General features: G+C 64.2%; 15 protein-coding genes. 4 read left to right on the plus strand and 11 right to left on the minus strand.

Features of this window, described 5'->3' with window-relative positions; translation table 11 throughout:
* From EOA38_RS40300 to EOA38_RS11355, 8 genes are all read right to left on the minus strand, one after another.
* On the minus strand, positions 1–141 hold a 141-nt coding region (locus EOA38_RS40300; RefSeq protein ID WP_189434600.1), incomplete at its 3' end, for a tRNA (adenosine(37)-N6)-threonylcarbamoyltransferase complex ATPase subunit type 1 TsaE.
* A gap of 6 nt (positions 142–147) precedes the next feature.
* Positions 148–2,715: a PAS domain-containing sensor histidine kinase gene (locus tag EOA38_RS11320; RefSeq protein WP_127299241.1), complete on the minus strand. Its 2,568-nt coding sequence runs from the start codon at positions 2,713–2,715 to the stop codon at positions 148–150.
* A 188-nt stretch (positions 2,716–2,903) separates the two neighbouring features.
* Positions 2,904–4,304, minus strand: a complete 1,401-nt coding sequence (gene ahcY, locus EOA38_RS11325) for an adenosylhomocysteinase (protein WP_127299242.1) — start codon at positions 4,302–4,304, stop codon at positions 2,904–2,906.
* A gap of 326 nt (positions 4,305–4,630) precedes the next feature.
* Positions 4,631–4,927: an HPr family phosphocarrier protein gene (locus EOA38_RS11330; RefSeq protein WP_127299243.1), complete on the minus strand. Its 297-nt coding sequence runs from the start codon at positions 4,925–4,927 to the stop codon at positions 4,631–4,633.
* A complete protein-coding gene (locus EOA38_RS11335; RefSeq protein ID WP_126090855.1) occupies positions 4,924–5,325 on the minus strand; it encodes a PTS sugar transporter subunit IIA in 402 nt (133 codons plus the stop codon). The genes EOA38_RS11330 and EOA38_RS11335 overlap by 4 nt, the downstream gene beginning before the upstream one ends.
* 165 nt (positions 5,326–5,490) lie before the next feature.
* The gene (locus tag EOA38_RS11345) at positions 5,491–5,952 is read right to left on the minus strand and encodes an HPr kinase/phosphorylase (protein ID WP_126090853.1); all 462 of its coding nucleotides are present in this window, start codon (positions 5,950–5,952) and stop codon (positions 5,491–5,493) included.
* 21 nt (positions 5,953–5,973) lie between these two features.
* Positions 5,974–7,758, minus strand: a complete 1,785-nt coding sequence (locus tag EOA38_RS11350; RefSeq protein WP_127299244.1) for a sensor histidine kinase — start codon at positions 7,756–7,758, stop codon at positions 5,974–5,976.
* A 144-nt stretch (positions 7,759–7,902) separates the two neighbouring features.
* A complete protein-coding gene (locus EOA38_RS11355) occupies positions 7,903–8,604 on the minus strand; it encodes a response regulator transcription factor (RefSeq protein WP_006201274.1) in 702 nt (233 codons plus the stop codon).
* A gap of 342 nt (positions 8,605–8,946) precedes the next feature.
* Between EOA38_RS11355 and EOA38_RS11360 the strand changes: the two genes are divergently transcribed.
* The 4 genes from EOA38_RS11360 (at position 8,947) to EOA38_RS11375 (ending at position 12,346) form a co-directional block, all read left to right on the plus strand.
* On the plus strand, positions 8,947–10,557 hold the full coding sequence (locus EOA38_RS11360; RefSeq protein WP_127299245.1) for a phosphoenolpyruvate carboxykinase: 1,611 nt from the start codon (positions 8,947–8,949) through the stop codon (positions 10,555–10,557).
* A 74-nt stretch (positions 10,558–10,631) separates the two neighbouring features.
* Positions 10,632–11,069 carry an alternative ribosome rescue aminoacyl-tRNA hydrolase ArfB gene (gene arfB, locus EOA38_RS11365; RefSeq protein ID WP_127299246.1) on the plus strand — a complete coding sequence of 146 codons (438 nt, stop codon included), beginning with the start codon at positions 10,632–10,634 and terminating at the stop codon, positions 11,067–11,069.
* 88 nt (positions 11,070–11,157) lie between these two features.
* Complete coding sequence (gene lysM, locus EOA38_RS11370; protein WP_127299247.1) at positions 11,158–11,628, plus strand: peptidoglycan-binding protein LysM; 471 nt, start codon at positions 11,158–11,160, stop codon at positions 11,626–11,628.
* 100 nt (positions 11,629–11,728) lie between these two features.
* Entirely contained in the window at positions 11,729–12,346 is a 618-nt protein-coding gene (locus EOA38_RS11375) for an alpha-ketoglutarate-dependent dioxygenase AlkB (protein ID WP_127299248.1), read from the plus strand.
* On the opposite strand, the gene EOA38_RS11380 is transcribed toward EOA38_RS11375, so the two are convergent.
* The 3 genes from EOA38_RS11380 to EOA38_RS11390 all read right to left on the minus strand — a co-directional run.
* Positions 12,309–13,877 carry a hypothetical protein gene (locus tag EOA38_RS11380; RefSeq protein ID WP_127299249.1) on the minus strand — a complete coding sequence of 523 codons (1,569 nt, stop codon included), beginning with the start codon at positions 13,875–13,877 and terminating at the stop codon, positions 12,309–12,311. The two genes, EOA38_RS11375 and EOA38_RS11380, sit on opposite strands and share 38 nt — an antisense overlap.
* Positions 13,878–13,958: 81 nt before the next feature.
* Complete coding sequence (locus EOA38_RS11385) at positions 13,959–14,351, minus strand: GtrA family protein (protein WP_127299250.1); 393 nt, start codon at positions 14,349–14,351, stop codon at positions 13,959–13,961.
* A gap of 7 nt (positions 14,352–14,358) precedes the next feature.
* Positions 14,359–15,001 (minus strand): class I SAM-dependent methyltransferase (locus EOA38_RS11390; RefSeq protein WP_145965948.1); only part of this gene is annotated, 643 nt, incomplete at its 5' end.

Below are 15,001 nucleotides of genomic sequence, written 5' to 3' on the forward strand. Positions count from 1 at the left end.
GGCCAGCGCCGACTTGCCGGCGCCGAGATCGCCCTTCAGCGCGATCGCGCCACCGGCGCGCAGCGCCATGGCGAGGTCTTCGCCAAGCCTTGCCGTCGCCGCCTCGTCGGCGAGAAAACGTTCCAGCGCAGTCTCTGCCAAAGCTTGCTACTCGGCCGCTTCACGGATGCCGCCCGACGGCGTGTCGGGGAAGGTGCAGATGACCGTGGTGCCCTTGTCCATGCCGGTCTCGATGCGCACGGTTCCGCCATGCAATTCGACGAAGCTCTTGACGATCGACAGTCCGAGCCCGGCGCCGCGCCGGCGGCCGCCATTGGCGCGCGGCTCGAAGCGGCGGAAGACCGATTCCAGCACGTCCGGCGGCATTCCGGGCCCGTCATCATGCACGGAGAATTCCACGCCTTCGGCGAGCTGGCGGCAGGTCAGCGTGATCGTGCTCGCCTCCGGCGCATAGTTCGCCGCATTGCTCAAGAGATTATAGAGGATCTGGCGGACACGGATCTCGTCGCCATGGAAGCTCTTCGGCGCCGATGCCGCGTCGACCCTGAGCTTGATCGAGTGCTCTTCCAGCCGGTCGGCGACCAGCTCGGCGGCCGCCGCGATGGTCCTGTCGATGCTCATTTCGGAAATGTCGAGCTGCATGATGCCGGCATCGACCGTCGCCAGGTCCAGTATGTCGTTGACGATGGTGAGCAGCACCGAGGACGACGAGCCGACATGCTCGACATATTCACGCTGCTTCGGCGTCAGCGGTCCGGTCGAAGGCAGCGACAAGAGCTCGGTGAAGCCGATGATGTTGGTCAGCGGCGAGCGCAGCTCATAGGAGACATGCTGCACGAACTCGTTCTTCAACTGGTCCGATCTCTCCAGCGCCTCGTTCCTGTCCTTCAGCGCCCGCTCGACATTGACGGTGTCGGTGACGTCGACGAAGGTCATCATCACCTGCCCGTTGGGCAGATGGATCACGGCGTAGCTCAACACCGTGCCGTCGACAAGTTCGGTCTGGCCATGGCGATCGCGGCGCTCGTCGTCGAAGCCGGTGATGGCGGCGACGAAACCGCCCCACGGACTGTCGGCCGCCCGCTGGTCGCAAAGGTCGCGGATCGCCGAGACATGCACGTTCGGCTTGATCGCGTCCGGCGCCAGCCCCCACAACGCGATGAAGGCGGGGTTGGACAGGCGAAGCCGTCCGTCCGGTCCGAACACCGCCACGCCCTCCGCGAGATTATCCAGCGTCTCGCCCTGCACCCGCACGGCGGTCCGGTAGCGGCTTTCGAGATCGATCTTCTCTGTCAGGTTCTCGAACACCCAGGTCACGCCGCCCTTGGGCTGCGGGTTGGCCACCACGCGGATCGTCTTGCCGTCCGGCAGATGCCACCAATGCTCCTGCGATTCGACGGCGCGATAGGCGCCGAGCAGGTTCTCCTTCCAGCGCCGCCATTCCGGCTGCTCGGCGATCTTGCCTTCGCTGCGCAGCCGGTCGAGTAGCAGGGCGTTGTCGGGGGCGCTGTGCAGGAAACTGCTGTCCAGGTTCCAGAGTTTCTGGAACGCCTGGTTGAAGAAGCGCAGCTTCTCGTCGGTGTCGAAGATCGCCACGGCCGTGTTGAGCTGGTCGAGCGTATCGGCATGGCTGCGCACGGTCCGCTCATATTCGGCGCGGATCGTCTCGATGGCGCTGATGTCGCAGGCAAGTCCCGCCGAGCCGTCGGCGTCGGCGAAGTCGGTCACCGCGAACATGCGGCGGTCGCCCTCGATCACCGTCGACAAAGTCTGCTCGAAGACGGGGCGCGACTTGTGCTGCTCGGCTATCTGCTCGCGCGCCTGGCCGCCGAGAAATTCCTTGGCTTCGCGGACGGCAACTTCGACGCTTCCCGCCTCCACCGCTTCGGCGTAGGCGCGGTTCACCCATTTCAGCCGCCCGTCGGCCGCGCGCAGCCATGCCGGCATCTTGAGCGCATCGAGCAGGCCGAGCATGGTGTCGTAGTCGGTGCCGAGCCGCTGGTTCTCGATCTTCAGCCTGGCCTGGTTGCGCAGCGTTTCCGACAGCGAGATGAAGCGTACCAGCACATGCGCGGCGCTCTTGCGGCCGTGCACCTCGAGCGGCATGCCCGCCTGCGTCTCGATGACGAGGTCGAAGGCCTTCGATCCGTCGCGCAGGGCGGCTATGGCATTCTCCAGCGCCGCGGCCGAACGCGGCATCAGCCAGCGGCCGAAGGCGAGGAAGGCGGACCTCTCATCGGGTGCGCCGCTTTCCAGCGGCAGGCTGCCGATGAGCTCCGGCTTCTTGTTCTCCGAGGTCCAGACGACGACGCGCTGGTCACGCAGATTGAGCAGCGCCTCGGAGCGCTGAAGAGCCGCGTTCACGTCGGCGATCCGGGCTCTGAGCTCGACGTTTTGCGCCGCGGTGCGCGCCCGTTCGCGGATCAGGAAGATGGCGGAGACAAGTGCCGCGCCCATGACGCCGACGAACATGGCAAGCTGCATCACCTCGACGGTGCTGACCGCCGGTGCCGTCTTCTGCGCGATGCCTGTCTCGGCATGCGCCGCAAGGCCAAGCAGCGGGCCGGCAAGCGTGGAGGCGGCAAGAAGCGTGCCCAGGCGCGCGCCGGCGCGCCATCGAAAGCCTCCGCCTGACGCGGCGGAGCTGGTCTTGATCGAATCCTCGTGGCCGCCGGAAACGGCCGTTCCCGCGCGTGGCGGGTATTCCCCCGGCATGTCTTGGTCCTCTTCGCCGCTTGAATGCAAGACCGCCCTGAATGCGTCCCCGGCCCATCTGTCCCCGGACCGCGAATCACAACAATAACGCCTGCCGGAATCGGCGTGAAGAATCATAGGCGCAAAAAATGAAGCCGGGCGGAAAGTCAACACCCGGCTTCAATATATTGTAGATATTTTCGCTTTGGTTAATAGCGGTAGTGTTCCGGCTTGTACGGCCCCTGCGGCGTCACACCGATATAGGCGGCCTGTTCGCCCGACAGCTCGGTGAGCTTGGCGCCAAGCTTGTCGAGATGCAGCCGCGCCACCTTCTCGTCGAGGTGCTTGGGCAGCACATAGACCTGGTTCTGATACTGGCCGTGCTTGGTGAAGAGCTCGATCTGCGCCAGCACCTGGTTGGTGAACGAGGCCGACATGACGAAGCTCGGATGGCCGGTGGCGTTGCCGAGGTTGAGCAGGCGGCCTTCCGACAGAAGGATCATCCGCTTGCCGTCCGGGAAGGTGATCAGGTCCACCTGCGGCTTGACGTTGGTCCATTTCAGGTTGCGCAGCGATGCCACCTGGATCTCGTTGTCGAAGTGGCCGATGTTGCCGACGATCACCATGTCCTTCATCGCCCGCATATGGTCGAGCGTGACGACGTCCTTGTTGCCGGTGGTGGTGATGACGATGTCGGCGGTGGGCGCCGCGTCTTCCAGCGTGACGACCTCGAAGCCGTCCATCGCCGCCTGCAGCGCGCAGATCGGGTCGACCTCGGTCACCTTGACTCGGGCGCCGGCGCCGCGCAGCGAGGCCGACGAGCCCTTGCCGACGTCGCCATAGCCGCAGACCACGGCGACCTTGCCGGCCATCATCGTGTCGGTGCCGCGCCGGATGCCGTCGACCAGCGATTCCTTGCAGCCGTACTTGTTGTCGAACTTCGACTTGGTGACGGAATCGTTGACGTTGATCGCCGGAAAGGGCAGCAGGCCCTTCTTCTGCAACTGATAGAGACGGTTGACGCCGGTGGTCGTCTCCTCGGTGACGCCGCGGATCGCTTCCCTTTGTTTGGCGAAGAAGCCCGGCGAGGCGTTCATGCGCTTCTTGATCTGGGCAAACAGGATCTCTTCCTCTTCGCTGCCCGGATTGGACAGCACGTCCTCGCCGGCTTCGGCGCGGGCGCCGAGCAGGATGTACATGGTGGCGTCACCGCCATCGTCGAGGATCATGTTGGAGGTACCGCCGTCGGCCCACTGGAAGATCCGGTCGGTGTAGTTCCAATAGTCCTCGAGCGATTCGCCCTTGATGGCGAAGACCGGAATGCCGGCCTCGGCGATCGCCGCCGCGGCATGGTCCTGGGTCGAGAAGATGTTGCAGGAGGCCCAGCGGATATCGGCGCCCAGCGCCTTCAGCGTCTCGATCAGCACCGCCGTCTGGATGGTCATGTGCAGCGAGCCGGTGATGCGCGCGCCCTTCAGCGGCTTCTTGTCGCCGAACTCCTCGCGGCAGGCCATCAGGCCCGGCATTTCGGTTTCGGCGATCTCGATCTCCTTGCGGCCCCAGCCGGCAAGCGAGATGTCGGCGATCACATAGTCCTTGCTACCCGTCATGGCAGTGCTCCGGTGTGATTGTCTTCAAAAGCGCGCCGACGCCTGGACGGCGCATGGAGGGGCGCGAATTGCCGGCCTGACTAGCAGATCGGCCGCCAAACGACAATGGGATATAAAGAAATCTTTATTCGTGCATGTCTTCAGGAAGCGCGAGATGTAAAGCCAGAGACTAGTTCCCCCGACCAGGGATTTTGAAAGGTTGCCGTTCCGTGAAATCAGCGCAAACGCCGAGGATTGGTTGAAGCCGCCCCGACGTCGTCATTCTATGGCGGAGCAAGGAGCGAAGCGACGCGGCGCAGACCGGTCAAAATCCCTGTGCTGAGGAACTAGATTTCCTCGCCGAAGCGCGAGGCGACCAACTGCTCCAGCGCGTCCATGGCCGGGCCGGCTTGCGGGCCGATGGCGGTGACGCGGATGGAATAGCCAGGGCTTGCCGCCAGCATCATGAGGCCCATGATCGACGTGCCGCCGACCTTCACCCCATCCTTCTCGACATGGATGGTGGCATCGAAGCCGCTGGCGACCTGGACGAATTTGGCCGAAGCGCGGGCATGCAGGCCGCGCTGGTTGACGATCGGGAACTCCCGCACCACCTCGTCCCTTTCCGGCGCCTGGGCATTCATTTGCTGCTCAGAAGCTGGCTGGCGACGTTGATGTATTTGCGCCCCGCGGCCTGCGCCTCGTCGAGCGCGGCGGTCATGTTGTCGCCCTTGCGGACCGAGGACAGCTTGATCAGCATCGGCAGGTTCATGCCGGCGATCACCTCGGTGCGGCCGGATTCCATCACCGAGATCGCGAGGTTCGATGGCGTGCCGCCGAACATGTCGGTGAGCACGATGACGCCGGCCCCGGTATCGACGCGCGCGACCGCGTCGACGATGTCGGCCCGGCGCCTCTCCATGTCGTCATCGGCGCCGATCGCCACGGTCTCGAAATTGTCTTGTGGCCCCACCACATGTTCTACGGCATGCCGGAACTCGGTGGCGAGTTGACCGTGCGTCACGAGCACGAGTCCGATCATTCGTTGGTGGCTCCCGTCATCGCCGCTTCACAGGCGTATCTTATGTTCGCCAACCATTCCAGGCGGCGGGAGCGCTATCTTGTCGACGTGCGGCCGGTTGACAAGCCCAAAATTGCTCCGGCCTGGGCCATTTTGACGCATTGCAGCAAAAAACCCGGAACCGGATCACGAAAAAGGCAGGATCGACAGCCGCGCCATCACCGCCGGCAAAGCCGTGGCGGCGTTGCGCTCGGCAAGATCGACGCGCGGCACCGGACAGCCCGCGACCGGCTCGCTGATCTCTTCCTGGAAACGGGCCATCTCCGGCTTCGGCACCAGCCGGATATGGAGGTCGATCACGCCGCCCGGCTCAAAGGGCAGCGGGCTCGGAATGAAGCCCGGCACCTCGGCGAGGCCGGCGATGGCGGCGGGCGCCCGGCAGACCAGCCGCCCGTGGTGTGAGGCGGCAAGCAGCCTGTCGTCACTGATCAGCCGCGAAAACAGCCCGCGCGCCCGGCAATGGTCGATAAGCGTCAGCGCCAGCGTCGTCTTGCCGACGCCGGACGGCCCGGTGATGAGGACGCCGCGGTCGCCGATGAGGATCGCCGTTCCGTGGATGTTTTCAGGCTTCACCGCAGGGTCGGGCATGAGCGTGTCTCGAGCCGGTGATCAACCTTCGGCCGGCAGCGTCACCACGAAGCGCGCGCCCTTGATCTCGCCGGGCTTGGTGCCGGGGATGTTTTCCGCCGTCAGCGTGCCGCCATGCGCCTCGACGATCTGGCGGCTGATCGACAGGCCGAGGCCGGAATTCTGGCCGAAGGCCTCGCCGGCGGGCCGGTCGGTGTAGAAGCGCTCGAAAATGCGGTCGATCTTTTCGGCCCTGATGCCCGGACCGTTGTCGTCGACGGTGACGATGTTGAACTTGCCGGCGCGCGCCAGCGAGATGGTGATGTGGCCGTGTTCCTCGGGAACGAAGGAGCGGGCGTTCTCGATCAGGTTGGTGATGACCTGGCCGATCCTCAGATCGTGGCCGGCGACGACATAGCCTTTGACGCCCTGCGGCAGCTTGGCGACCTTGAGCTCGATCTCGACCGCCTTCTTGTTGCGCGTCGTCTCGCGCGAGACCGCGATGAGGTCGGTGACGAATTTCTTCAGATCGACGGTTCCCGCGTCTTCCCGCGCGAGTTCGGCATCGAGCCTTGATGCGTCGGAAATATCGGTGATCAGCCGGTCGAGCCGCCTCACATCGTGCTGGATTATCTCCATCAGCCGGGCGCGGGAGGTGTCGTTCTTGGCCAGCGGCAGTGTTTCGACCGCGCTGCGCAGCGAGGTCAGCGGGTTCTTGAGCTCGTGCGAGACGTCGGCGGCGAAGCTCTCGATGGCCTCGATGCGCGCGTAGAGCGCATTGGTCATGTCGCGCACCGCGATCGACAAATTGCCGATCTCGTCCTGCCGGTCGGAGAAGTCCGGGATTTCCTCGCGGCTCTTGACGCCGCGCCGCACCCTGACGGCGGCGGCGGAAAGCCGCCGCAGCGGATTGGCGATGGTGGAGGCCAAAAGCATCGAGAGGATGGCGGTGACGAGTGCCGCGATGCCGAACACGCGCAGGATCGCCTTGCGTTCGGCCGCGACGATCTTGTCGATATCGCCGCCTTCGGTGGACAGCATCAGCACGCCGAGCACGGCGCGGAAGCGCTGGATCGGCACCGCGACCGAGACGATCTGCTCGCCCTGCTCGCTCACCCGCACGATCGTCGAGGGGCCGCCGGTCAGCGCCTTCACCACTTCGGGGAAGGCCGCGCCATTGCCGCCGGGCTGCTCGTGATAGACGGGCAGGTCCTTGTTGCGGAAAAAGTCGAAGACGAATTTCTCGACGCGCTCCAGAAGGTCCGGCTGTTCGTCGTCGACCGGCGGCAGGTCGTAGCGCAGGATCTGGCCGCGCGAATAGAGATGGCGCGAATCGAGCAAAAGGTTCGCGTCGCGGTCATAGATGCGGGCGCGCGTGCGAGTCGGCGAGATCAGGCGTCTCAGCACCGGCGCCACGCGTTCTGGATTGATCGGGAAGTCGAGATTGTCGAGTTGGTCGGAACCCGGCCCAAGGCTTTCGCCGGCCTGCAGCTCGAGCAGCTTTTCCGGATCGATGCTGATCGAGTCGGTCTCGACCGTCGCCGAGGCCGCGATCGCGCCGGCGATGATCTCGCCTTGCGTCATCAGGCTTTCGACGCGGGCGTCGATCAGGCCGTCGCGGAAAGTGTTGAGGTAGAGGATGCCGGTGACCAGCACCGCGAGGCCGGCCAGGTTGAGGAACAGGATGCGCCGCGTCAGGCTGGAGAAGATGTGATGGCCGAGAAACCGGCGCATCGGCACCGTGATCTTCGACACGAATGCGGGCACGATCCGCGACGGGCGCCTCGCCGCGCCCGCCCGCCTGCCTCGCTCTGCTTCCACTGCCATCAACTAGCAGTCCCTGCTTAACTAGTGAGTGGTGAGTAGGCAGTAGGGAATAGAGAAATGGTTGGCTGACCGTGGCGATGCATGAGTGGCCGCTCGCACCATTCAAAACTGACTACCGACTATTCCCAACTGCCTACTACCTATTCATGCCTCGCGGAACCGGTATCCGACTCCGTACAGGGTTTCGATCATCTCGAAGTCGTCGTCGACGGCCTTGAACTTCTTGCGCAGCCGCTTGATGTGGCTGTCGATGGTGCGGTCGTCGACATAAACCTGCTCATCATAGGCCGAATCCATCAGCGCATCACGGCTTTTTACCACGCCCGGGCGCTGCGCCAGCGAATGCAGGATCAGGAATTCGGTCACCGTCAGCGTCACCGGCTCGCCCTTCCAGGTGCAGGTGTGCCGCTCCTGGTCCATCACCAACTGGCCGCGTTCGAGCGAGCGGGCCTGCTGGCTGGGCGCCTTGGCGGCCGCCTCGCGGGCGCTGGTGCGGCGCAGCACCGCGCGTACCCGCTCGACCAGCAGGCGCTGCGAGAACGGTTTGCGGATGAAGTCGTCGGCGCCCATCTTGAGGCCGAACAACTCGTCGATCTCGTCGTCCTTCGAGGTCAGGAAGATCACCGGCAGGTCTGATTTCTGCCGCATCCGGCGCAACAGCTCCATGCCGTCCATGCGCGGCATCTTGATGTCGAGGATGGCGAGGTTCGGCGGCCGCGCCGCCAGGCCTTCCAGCGCCGAGGCGCCATCGGTATAGGTTTCGACGCGGTAGCCCTCGGATTCGAGCGCGATCGACACCGAAGTCAGAATATTGCGGTCGTCATCGACAAGCGCGATAGTTGCCATTTCAAGCGGCTCCCTCATGAGCTGTCCCTTCTGTCGTCGAGAAGGGGCTTTTGCAGGACAAATTGGGTACAAAATGTGGCATGGGCTCCGCTCGAAGTCACGGGCGGCCTGCCGCTACACACGATCGCACCCTTGACGGGATTGGACGAACGAAGCCTGCCAATCCTTTGGGCAACCTCTGTGACTTTTTGCACATTTAAACGATTTAAACAACTTTCAAATTTTTTAAATCGATTAATGATTTGATATCATTTGCCTTTTCTGGTTCTGAGCCTATCTGCCTTCAGCGCAGGCCCCGGAAATCCACCGGCCAGATGCGGCCAAATCCAGAGAGGAAATTTGATGTCGGAAGTCGGCAAACGCAATCCCGATTGCGCCATTGACGCCATTGGCCTGAAGACGACCGGCACGGTGCGTTACAATCTGGGTGCCGCCGAACTCTATGAGGAAGCGATCCGCCGCGGCGAGGCGAAACTGACGGCGCAGGGCGCGCTGGTTGCCGAGACCGGCCAGCACACCGGCCGCTCGCCCAGGGACAAGTTCGTCGTGCGCGACGAGAGCACTGGGCCGCATGTCTGGTGGGACAACAACAAGGCGATCTCGCAGGCTGAGTTCGAGGCGCTGCTTGCCGATTTCCGAGCCCATGCGATGGCCAAGGATCTCTATGTGCAGGACCTCGTCGGCGGCGCCGACGCCGAGCTCCAGTTGCCGGTTCGGGTCGTCACCGAATTCGCCTGGCATTCGCTGTTCATCCGCAATCTCTTGATCCGCCCGCAGGCGGCCGAGTTGGACCGTTTCGTGCCGGAGATGACGATCATCGACCTGCCGTCCTTCCGCGCCGACCCGGCGCGCCACGGCACCCGCACCGAAACGGTGATCGCGGTCGATCTGACCCGCAAGATCGTGCTGATCGGCGGCACCTCCTACGCCGGCGAGATGAAGAAGTCGGTGTTCACCGTGCTGAACTACCTGTTGCCGGAAAAGGGCGTCATGCCGATGCATTGCTCGGCCAATGAAGGGCCCGCCGGCGACGCGGCCGTCTTCTTCGGCCTGTCCGGCACCGGCAAGACGACGCTGTCGGCCGACCCGTCGCGCACGCTGATCGGCGACGACGAGCATGGCTGGGGGCCGCATGGCATCTTCAACTTCGAGGGCGGCTGCTATGCCAAGACGATCAGGCTGTCGGCCGAGGCCGAGCCGGAGATCTTCGCCACAACGCAGCGTTTCGGCACGGTGCTGGAGAATGTGGTTCTGGACGCCGGCCGCGTGCCCGATTTCGACGACGGCAGCCTCACTGAAAACACGCGCTGCGCCTATCCGCTGGACTACATCCCCAATGCCTCGAGGACCGGCCGCGCCGGCCACCCGAAGAACGTCATCATGCTGACGGCCGATGCCTTCGGCGTCATGCCGCCGATCGCCAGGCTGACGCCGGCGCAGGCCATGTACCACTTCCTCTCCGGCTACACCGCGAAGGTCGCCGGGACCGAGAAGGGCGTCATCGAGCCCGAGGCGACGTTCTCGACCTGCTTCGGCGCGCCCTTCATGCCGCGCCATCCGTCCGAATACGGCAATCTGCTGCGCGAGCTGATCGCCAGCCATGGCGTCGATTGCTGGCTGGTCAACACCGGTTGGACCGGCGGCGCTTACGGCACCGGCCGCCGCATGCCGATCAAGGTGACGCGCACGCTGCTCGGCGCCGCGCTCGACGGCTCGCTCAATGCCGCCGAATTCCGCACCGACGCCAATTTCGGCTTCGAGGTGCCGGTGGCGGTTCCGGGCGTCGACGGCGCCGTTCTCGATCCGCGCTCGACCTGGGCCGACAAGGCGGCCTATGACCGCCAGGCAGCGAAGCTGGTCAATATGTTCGCCGTCAACTTCGAGAAATTCGAGCAGCATGTCGACGCGGCCATCATCGGCGCCGCGCCGCGGCTGCAGGAAGCGGCGGAATAACCGCCAGAGGGATTGCTAAGGCCCGGCCCAGGCCGGGCCTTTTCTTTTCGCGCCTGTCGCGTCATGACTGCGGCATGAGTGCCGACGACAGGATCATCATCGCCAGTGACGCGGTCATCCACCCGGGTGACCTGCATGAGGATTTCATCCGCTCTTCCGGTCCGGGCGGCCAGAACGTCAATAAGGTAGCGACGGCCGTGCAGCTTCGCTTCGACGCTGCAAATGCATCCGGCCTGTCGGAGCGGGTGCGGGAACGCGTCATCAGGCTTGCCGGCCAGCGCGCAACCAAGGACGGCGTCATCGTCATCGAGGCCGGACGCTTCCGCACCCAGGAGCAGAACCGGGCCGACGCGCGGGCGCGGCTGACTGCACTGGTCGCCAAGGCCGCCGAGCCGCCGCCGCCGCCGCGCAAGAAGACCAAGCCCTCGAAGGGCGCCGTGGAGCGCCGCCTCAAGACCAAAGCCGGGCGATCCACCGTGAAGAAGCTGCGCGGCCGGGTCGAGAGCGACTAGGCGATGCAACGCCCGCGCGCATAAAACGCTTTCCATTTGGCATGACAGGTGCAAGGTTCGGCCGTTGCTACAGCTAAGGAGGCCAGCAATGGGTATGTTCGATTTCGTCAAGAGTGTCGGCAAGAAACTGGGCATTGGCGGGGACGAGGCGGCGCCCTCCGCCGACACGCTCAAGAAGGAGCTCGATTCGCACAAACTGGGCACAGACGGTGTCGAAGTCGCCGTCCAGGGCGACACCGCCGTGCTGAAGGGCATGGTCAAGGACCAGTCGGTCTTCGAGAAGGCCGTCATTGCCGTCGGCAACACGCTAGGCGTTTCCAAAGTGCAGGCCGATGAGTTGAAGGTTGCTCCCGACGCCGGCAAGGCGGCGGCACCGGCCAAGGAGCCAACCTTCTACACTGTCCAGAAGGGCGATAATCTCTGGAAGATCGCCGAAAAGAACTACGGCAAGGGCCAGGGCGCCAAGAACAACATCATCTTCGAGGCAAACAAGCCGATGCTGGCCCACCCCGACAAGATCTATCCCGGCCAGGTCCTGCGCATCCCCGACCTCGCCTGACCGGTGATCGATAGGCAATGACGGAACGGCGGCTTTCGGGTCGCCGTTTTCCTTTGTCGGTGGCATGCTGGGCCGGATCAACCGAAGAGGCGCACACCCCATGCTTGTTCTGCCCAAGGGCGTCCGTCACATGCCGGGGTATCTTTCGCGCCCCGCGCAGGAAGCGCTTGTCGAGGAGATCAGGCGCGTGGTGCAGGCGGCGCCGCTCTATGTGCCGGCCATGCCGCGCACCGGCAAGGAGATGAGCGTGCGCATGACCAATTGCGGCACGCTCGGCTGGGTCACCGACAAGGATCGAGGCTATCGCTACCAGCCGACGCATCCAGTGACGGGGGAGCCGTGGCCGCCGATCCCCGAAGCCTTGATGCAATTGTGGCGCGAGGTCTCGGCCTATGCGCATCCGCCGGAAGCCTGCCTTGTCAATTTCTATTCGGGCGACGCCAGGATGGGTCTGCACCAGGACCGCGACGAGCAGGATTTCGCAGCGCCTGTCGTGTCGGTGTCGCTCGGCGACGACTGCCTGTTCCGCGTCGGCCAGACCACGCGCGAGGGCGGCACGAAATCGTTCAGGCTGAAGAGCGGCGATGTCGTCGTGCTCGGCGGCGAGGGCCGCCTTTGTTTTCACGGCGTCGACCGCATCTACCCCGCGACCTCGGCGCTCTTGAGGAATGGCGGCCGTATCAATTTGACGCTTCGGCGGGTGACCCTGCCTGGCTGATGCCGGCGTTGCGCAGCATCACTCGCACGCCATTATCCTCGGCAATCTGCCGGTAATCGCGCATGAAGCCGATATAGTCCTGCCGCCGGGAAAGCTCGGCGTTCAAGCCTCTGTCGGTCTTCTGAACGATGATCACCGCGGGCCGCTTCGCTTCGAGTTCAGCGAGCTTGCCGTCGATGTAGCGGTCGGCGACCTGCCGGTAGTGGTTCGCGGCCATCTGATTGCCGGTCTGCGTCTCGATTGCCGAGAGATAAAGGGCAAACCCGCCGAGCCAGTCGCTGCAATAGCTCGAGATCCACTTTCCACCGAGCATGCGCGCCAATGGATGACCGGCCGCGATGTCGGAGCCGACAAGCGCGATCGTCGGCTGTTGAACCGCAGCCTCGACCCTGGCGACCAACTCGGCGCCCGGCTTCTGCGTTTGCATGAATGGCATGGCGGCGGCAGCGATGACGGCGGCCAGCAGCACCTTGCGCCCCGGTTCCATCGCCGTGCGTGGCGACGAACGAGGCGTCGGGTCGATTTGCGCCGTCCTCAACAGCAGCGCTCCGAGCATCAGGCTGAATGCCGGAAAGGCGTGATAGGGCCAGCCCTTGGCCTGGTAGATCAGCGGCACCGTCGCCGCCAGCGAAGCGAGCGTGAAGATGGCAACCAACGGCGACATGGGCAATCCTGGTCGAAGAAAGCGCAGCATCAAGAGCGAGACCAGATAGATCGGCCCATAGCCTATCAGCGCCTGCACGTTGTGCACCCGCATGTAGGTGTCGGCCAGCATCGGGTAGATGACGTGGAGGAATTCCGGATAGAAATGCTGCGCGGCAACGACATAGGCGACGCAGACCAGGCCGATCACCCAGTATTCAACGGCGAAAAGCGGCCGGATCGACCGGCGGCGCCAGGCCGCATAAAGGGCCGGAACGAGCACGACCAGCGCGTAATAGGGCTTCACCAGCACCAATATGCTGCCGCTGAGCCCCGCGATTGCCGCCAGAGGCAAACTGGGCGTTCGACCGTCGATCGGCGCCGCGCGCCAGGCTGTCAGCACCAGCAAGGGCAGGAGCAGCGCGATCCCCAGATGCTCACGCTGGGTGAAGGCATTACCGGGAAAGATGACCAGCAGGGCCAGGAACAGGGGCAGCAGCGAAAACAGTGTGCGGTTCTCGGCAAAGCCGGCCTGCCTGGCGATCAGCGCGGCGAGGCCCAATCCGGCCAGGCAGATCGCATAGGCGTAGACATGGACAGCGATCTCTGGCGACACGCCGAGCTGATGCGCGAGCGCCACGGCCGGCATGATCATCCATGGCGTGAACGGCGGATTGGTTTCGATCAGATCGACATACAGCCGGTCGCCGCCGAGCATCCGCTCGCACATGGTGATTATCCAGCTGGTGTCGGATATGACGCCCCACCGGGTCTGCCAGGGAACGGCAGCCGCCAGCACCAGTAGGCTGAACGCCACGGTCCACAGTTGCGCGGTCCGCGCGACAAAGCCGGGCGCATCCAATTCCGAGTCATGCTGGACGGCGCTCATCGCGCAAGTCCTTGAACATAGGTGGCGGCCTGCACCCATCGGATCGCCTTCGAGAACCGCAAATCGTGCATCTTTCTCGCCTTAGGCATCACGGAAGACCCAGCGACCAAGCATGATGTAGTTGACCAGCGGCACGGCGACGCATGTCAGCAGGACAGGAACCGCTGCCGGCATTCCAAGTCGTCCTGTAAGCAGTCCCGGCAACGCGGCGGCAATGGCCAGTCCCATTGCGTTGAGCAGCAGAAAACGCGGCAACTCGAACCTGTGGGCTCCGGCCGAGACGAAGGTGAAATATTTGTGTCCCGCATAGGAAAATACGCCGGCGATGACATAAGCGATGACGGATGCCGACGTCGCCGAAAGCGCCCGGCCGCCGCCCGAGAGAAGCAGCGCGCAGAGGGCATAAACCAGCGTAGCTGCGCCGCCGATCACGGCAAAGCGTGAGAGCCTGTGCTGACGAATTAGGGTCAACATGCCGCTGTCAGGCAGCCAGCCTGGCTTCGCGCGCCATGTCCTTGCCGAACACCGCAAGCAGCGAGACGCCGAATGGCAGCCCGGAATTCGGCAAAATCCAGCTTTCAGCCGAAAACAACGCTTTCATTGCGGCGTTGATCGGCTTTGGCGGCATCACCTGCCCGGAGGCGGTGTTCGAACGGCGCAACCGGTCGGCCAGCCGCGCGGCAGCCGCCACCGGGAACAGCGCCGCGTTGGTATAGCTAAGCTTCTCGATGCGATAGCCCGCCCGCTCGATGCGCGTTTTCAGCAAATTGCGCGAGTAGCGCCGCATATGATGCAATCCGACATCATGCGTGCTCCAGAGCCATTGATGCGCGGGCACGGTGAGAACGACCCTGCCGCCCGGCTTCAGCATCTGTCGGATCGCCGCCAGCGACGCCTCATCTTCCGCGACATGCTCGAGCACGTCGAACAGACAAACTAGGTCGAAGCTCGCAGGCTCCACCGGCATGTTGTCGGGGAGATGGCCGGCAAGGAAGTCACGGCCGGTCTTCTCGCGCGCGATCTGCCGTGCGAGATCGCTCATTTCCACCGCGGTGACCGCGCCGAACTGTTCCAGCATGGCAATATTGCCGCCGGCACCGGCGGCAATATTGCCATGCTGGAAC

This window comes from Mesorhizobium sp. M1E.F.Ca.ET.041.01.1.1, from assembly GCF_003997355.1.
Classification (GTDB): domain Bacteria; phylum Pseudomonadota; class Alphaproteobacteria; order Rhizobiales; family Rhizobiaceae; genus Mesorhizobium.

Coding starts and splice junctions, on each gene's coding strand:
- EOA38_RS11335 (WP_126090855.1), bottom strand. CDS start 5,325: ATGATCGGACTCGTGCTCGTGACGCACGGTCAACTCGCCACCGAGTTC.
- EOA38_RS11350 (WP_127299244.1), bottom strand. CDS start 7,758: ATGGCAGTGGAAGCAGAGCGAGGCAGGCGGGCGGGCGCGGCGAGGCGC.
- EOA38_RS11345 (WP_126090853.1), bottom strand. CDS start 5,952: ATGCCCGACCCTGCGGTGAAGCCTGAAAACATCCACGGAACGGCGATC.
- EOA38_RS11385 (WP_127299250.1), bottom strand. CDS start 14,351: ATGTTGACCCTAATTCGTCAGCACAGGCTCTCACGCTTTGCCGTGATC.
- EOA38_RS11375 (WP_127299248.1), top strand. CDS start 11,729: ATGCTTGTTCTGCCCAAGGGCGTCCGTCACATGCCGGGGTATCTTTCG.
- EOA38_RS11320 (WP_127299241.1), bottom strand. CDS start 2,715: ATGCCGGGGGAATACCCGCCACGCGCGGGAACGGCCGTTTCCGGCGGC.
- ahcY (WP_127299242.1), bottom strand. CDS start 4,304: ATGACGGGTAGCAAGGACTATGTGATCGCCGACATCTCGCTTGCCGGC.
- EOA38_RS11380 (WP_127299249.1), bottom strand. CDS start 13,877: ATGAGCGCCGTCCAGCATGACTCGGAATTGGATGCGCCCGGCTTTGTC.
- EOA38_RS11360 (WP_127299245.1), top strand. CDS start 8,947: ATGTCGGAAGTCGGCAAACGCAATCCCGATTGCGCCATTGACGCCATT.
- arfB (WP_127299246.1), top strand. CDS start 10,632: ATGAGTGCCGACGACAGGATCATCATCGCCAGTGACGCGGTCATCCAC.
- EOA38_RS11355 (WP_006201274.1), bottom strand. CDS start 8,604: ATGGCAACTATCGCGCTTGTCGATGACGACCGCAATATTCTGACTTCG.
- lysM (WP_127299247.1), top strand. CDS start 11,158: ATGGGTATGTTCGATTTCGTCAAGAGTGTCGGCAAGAAACTGGGCATT.
- EOA38_RS11330 (WP_127299243.1), bottom strand. CDS start 4,927: ATGAATGCCCAGGCGCCGGAAAGGGACGAGGTGGTGCGGGAGTTCCCG.